4 protein-coding genes are annotated in these 3,743 nt (G+C 74.5%); 1 reads left to right on the top strand and 3 read right to left on the bottom strand.

Annotated elements, in window-relative coordinates; all coding sequences use genetic code 11:
* Window positions 1–994: NAD-dependent epimerase/dehydratase family protein (locus tag QH283_RS26195; RefSeq protein ID WP_280505602.1), on the top strand; the 994-nt coding region annotated here is incomplete at its 5' end.
* A 118-nt stretch (window positions 995–1,112) separates the two neighbouring features.
* On the opposite strand, the gene QH283_RS26190 is transcribed toward QH283_RS26195, so the two are convergent.
* The 3 genes from QH283_RS26190 to QH283_RS26180 form a co-directional block, all read right to left on the bottom strand.
* A complete protein-coding gene (locus tag QH283_RS26190) occupies window positions 1,113–1,964 on the bottom strand; it encodes a zinc-binding dehydrogenase (protein ID WP_280505601.1) in 852 nt (283 codons plus the stop codon).
* A 4-nt stretch (window positions 1,965–1,968) separates the two neighbouring features.
* Window positions 1,969–2,115: an alcohol dehydrogenase catalytic domain-containing protein gene (locus tag QH283_RS26185; RefSeq protein ID WP_280505600.1), complete on the bottom strand. Its 147-nt coding sequence runs from the start codon at window positions 2,113–2,115 to the stop codon at window positions 1,969–1,971.
* Between the two features lie 55 nt (window positions 2,116–2,170).
* The coding region (locus QH283_RS26180; RefSeq protein WP_280505599.1) for a carboxylesterase/lipase family protein at window positions 2,171–3,743 on the bottom strand (1,573 nt) is incomplete at its 5' end.

The raw sequence follows: 3,743 nt of genomic DNA, 5'->3' as shown, positions 1-3,743 counted from the left end.
GACAAAACCAGCGCCTCCCGCTGGTCCCTGGCCGGGCATCGTGGTGGCGTTGTTGCGGTCGGTTTCGGGGGTGGTCGGTGCTGTGGGGGGCGGGTACGGGCGGGGGGGGGCCGACCCGGACGGCTGCGGGACCGTCGGTTGCGACACGGCCGGCAGCGCGACCGTCGGTAGCGACACGGCCGGCAGCGCCGACGGCGACGGCGGCACGATCCGAACCGGCGCCACGAGCGAGGCCGCCCCGCGTATCGATGCGGTGTGTCACCTGGCGGCGCTGGCCAGGGCGCGCGAGTCGTTCCTCGACCCGCTGCGCTGTTTCGCCGTGAACACCACCGGCACGCTCACCCTGCTCGAGGCCATGAGCGCGGCCGGTGTGCGGGGCCTGGTGTTCGCCTCGACGGGATCGGTCTACGGCAGTCCCGGCACCCAGCCCATGACCGAGGACCTGCCGGTCGCCCCGCCACATCCCTATGCGGCGAGCAAGTTCGCCGCCGAGCTGGCCGTCGCGGCGCAGTGCCGCACCGGTGCGCTCGGCGCGATCGTGCTCCGCATGCTGAACGTGGCGGGCGGCGACGATCCCGACCCGACCAGGCTGGTGCCGCGCGCTGTGGCCGCCGCGGCGGGCGAGGGTGTGCTGACCGTGAACGGCGACGGTTGCGCCGTACGCGATTACCTGCATCCGGCGGACGCGGCCGAGGCCTTCGTCGCCGCCGTCGAGCGACTGCCCGAGCCGGGCCGGGTGCGCACCTACAACATCGGCAGCGGCGTCGGCCGCAGTGTCACGGAGATCGTGGCGGCCGTCGAGGCGGTCGCCGGGCGGCCGGTGCCGGTGGCGCATCGTGCACCGGCCGACGAACCGCGGACGCTGGTGTGCGATCCGTCGGCCGCGCGACGCGAGCTCGGCTGGTGGCCGCACCGCTCGGACATCGAGACCATCGTCCGCGACGCCTGGGCCGCGCACACGCCACCCCCGACCGGGGCGGCATCCGACTACTGATCGGCGGCGGCCCTGACCTGCGCCGCACGCGGGGTGGAGATCATGGCGACCGCCGCGGCGGACTCGGGACCGACACGCACCGGGCACCGCTGCTGCCGAGCTTCCGGCCGACCGACGCTCACCCGCGCTCGGCGAAGGTGAGCACGGGTTTGACGACCGTGCCCGCCTGCGCATCCGCGACGGCGGCGTCGATCGACTCGAACGGGTACGTGCGGACGATCTTCTCCATCGGAAGCAGTCCGCGCCGATACCAGTCGGCCAGGCGGGGCAGGAACTCGCGCGGGTCGCCGTCGCCTTCGATGCAACCGCGCAGGCTCTTGCCCTGGCCGATGAGCTCGGCGACCTCGACGGGCAGGGTGGGTTCGCCGAGTGCGACGAGGGCGAGGACCCCGCGCGGGGCGAGTGCGTCGAGGGCGGTGGCCAGCACCCCGGCCAGACCGGTGGTGGCGAGGGCGTGAGTGGCGCCGCCACCGGTGGCGGCCCTGACCTGCTCGGCCACATCGGCGGCGGACCCGTCGATCACCGTGGGGGCGCCCAGGTCGGCGGCCACGGCGAGCCGGTCGGCGGACAGGTCGACCGCGACGATCGTGCCGACGCCGAGCACCCGCGCGGCCATGAGCGCCGACATGCCAACGCCGCCCACACCGAAGACCGCCAATGCCGAATCCGCCTCGCATCGAAGCACATTCGCCACCGCTCCGGCGCCGGTCTGCACGCCGCAGCCGAAGGCCGCCGTCATGGCCAGATCGATCCCGGGGTCGACGACCACCACGTTCGCCGCGCCGGTGACGATGTGGGAGGCGAAGCTCGACTGGCCGAAGAACGCGCCGACCACCGGGGCACCCGCCCGGCTCAGCGGCGACTGATCGCCGAACCGGCCCGCGTTGAGGATCGCCCACTGCTCGCAGTAGCCGGGCGAGCCGGACCGGCACAGCGCGCAGTCGCCGCAGCTGGCATAGGTGGCGAGCACGTGATCACCGACGGCGACAACCCACGACGCCCGGCCCGACCTGCTCGACCACGCCCGCGCCCTCGTGTCCGAGCACGATCGGCACCCCGGTGGGGAAGTTGCGTTTGGCCGTGAGGTCCGTGTGGCAGATGCCCGAGGCCACGATCCGCACCAGCACCTCGCCGCGGCCGGGCTCGCGCAGGGTGAGCCGGAGGAAGCCGCGCCGCTCAGCGCGACAGCTCGTCCCAGAACGAACAGTGGTGCCTGGCCGCGAAGTCGTCGCTCACCGCGCTGCCCTCGGCACGCATGGTCAGCACGGGGCCGTCGGCACGCGGGTCGTCGCGCCGCGGCCAAGCGGGCCACCGCGGCGAGCCGTGGCCGTTGGGGTCGCCGGTGTGCGCGAAATCGGTCCACCAGCGCCGCATCCGCTCGGCGAAAACGGCCGAGTCGCCGGTCCACGGCAGCGGCACGCCGAGAACGCTGCTGAACAGGTAGAGCAGTTCGGCGGCGTGGAAGGCGCCGGGCAGCACGGGGTTCGCGCCGAAGGGCGCCTGATCGAACTCGTACTGCCACAGCGGGTACCCGGACTCGCGGGCCAGGCGGCCGGTGGCCAGCGCCGGACAGGCGAACAGGCCGTCGGTGACGATCACCGACTGCGCGACCGCCGGGGAGGGATAGCGCGCGATCGGATAGTGCGCGAGCACGGCGTCTGCATCGCCGCCGAAGGTGCGCCGGACGTAACCGTCGACGCTCGCCGCGTCGGGGATGCGGCCGCGCGCGAACTCGGCTTCCGCGACGATCTGCGCACCCTCGTTTCCATTGCTGCCGACGATGATCGGGATCGGGCGGGCGCTCTCGCGCAGCGCGTCGGCGAGCGGGCGGGTCAGGACGACACCGTCGATGCCGGGCAGCCAGGTCGGCGCGCCCGACTCCTCGACGGGCACCTCGGCGCCGTCGAGCAGCACGGTGAGGGGCAGGGCACGCAGACAGGCCAGCCTGGTCGCGGGGTCGCTGCAGCCCACGCGTTCGGCGAAGCGGGCCGAGCGGGTGAAGGATTCCTCGCGAGTCAGCGGGGCCACCGGGGACTGCACACACGAGCCGCTCTGGACGACGGCCTTGTGGAACAGCCCGGCGGAGGCGGGCGCCCCCAGGTGCGCGCACACGCTGCCGCCGCCCGCCGACTCGCCGAAGATGGTCACATCGTCGGGATCGCCGCCGAAGGCCGTGGCATTGTCGCGCACCCAGCGCAGGGCCGCCTGCTGGTCCTGGATGCCCGTCGTGCCGGTGGCCCCTCCCGACTCGGCGGCCAGCTCGGGCAGCGAGAGGAAGCCGAGCGGGCCGAGGCGGTAATTGGGGACGGCGACGATCACATCGCCGCGGGCGACCATGGCCGTCGGCGCGTAGTGGCTGTTGGCGCCGGTGGTGTAGCCGCCGCCGTGGAAGAAGACCATGACCGGCAGCGGTTCGCCGGTGGGTCGCGCCGGGACGTAGACGTCGATGTTCAGGCAGTCCTCGGTGCCGGGCGGGGCCGCCACGGGCAGGAACGCGGTCTGCGGGCAGGCTGGGCCGTGGCGGTCGGCGGAGCGGACCCCGGGCCAGGACGGGCCGGGACCTGGCGGGGCGAACCGGGCGCCACCGGCGGCGAAGGGGATGCCGAGATATTCGACGGTGCCCTCGACCGGGATGCCGGAGACCTGACCACCGGTCACGGCGACCGTGGCGGGCACGGCCCGAGCTGGGGGGGCGCCCCCCCCGGCCCCCGCCCCCCCCCCCCCCCCCCCCCCCCCCCCCCCCCCCCCC

It is taken from the genome of Nocardia farcinica (genome assembly GCF_029867845.1).
GTDB classification, from domain to species: Bacteria; Actinomycetota; Actinomycetes; order Mycobacteriales; family Mycobacteriaceae; genus Nocardia; species Nocardia farcinica_A.
The sequence above is the reverse complement of the archived record's forward strand: the minus strand, read 5'-3'. Positions and strand labels throughout refer to the sequence as shown.